General features: G+C 41.7%; 1 protein-coding gene. It reads left to right on the plus strand.

The features are described from left to right. Positions 1 to 24: 24 nt before the first annotated feature. Positions 25 to 357, plus strand: a 333-nt coding sequence (locus AN944_RS21120) for a hypothetical protein (RefSeq protein ID WP_144430246.1), incomplete at its 3' end; no start/stop codon positions are given.

Consider the following 357-nt stretch of genomic DNA (forward strand, 5'->3'; position numbering starts at 1 on the left):
GGCGTTAGTATGCCAGGAGGTAGTATGAGAATCCTCATATTAGTGTTTATTGCATGGTCGAGTATTGCATATGCTGATGACTGCCGTTTTGAATCGGAGCAAGCTAGATATGATGTAAACAATGCTTCCGAAGATGCTGACTTAGCCTTCGATAAGTCAGGAGTTTCATTTATATCTGTAGCTAATGGCATTGCTCCTGCACGTCCTGCATTTGACGATATTGAGATGACTGTTTGCGTAGTATTGGAAACTAAGTGGGAAACTTTGTGGGTTGGTGCTGATAGTTCAGTTTGTGGGTCCTCAAATGATTTAATAACCAAGGCGTTTTCCTATGCAGAGGCATTCAACAAGAGAATG

Origin of the sequence: Shewanella sp. P1-14-1, assembly GCF_001401775.1 — a bacterium.
Taxonomy (GTDB): domain Bacteria; phylum Pseudomonadota; class Gammaproteobacteria; order Enterobacterales; family Shewanellaceae; genus Shewanella; species Shewanella japonica.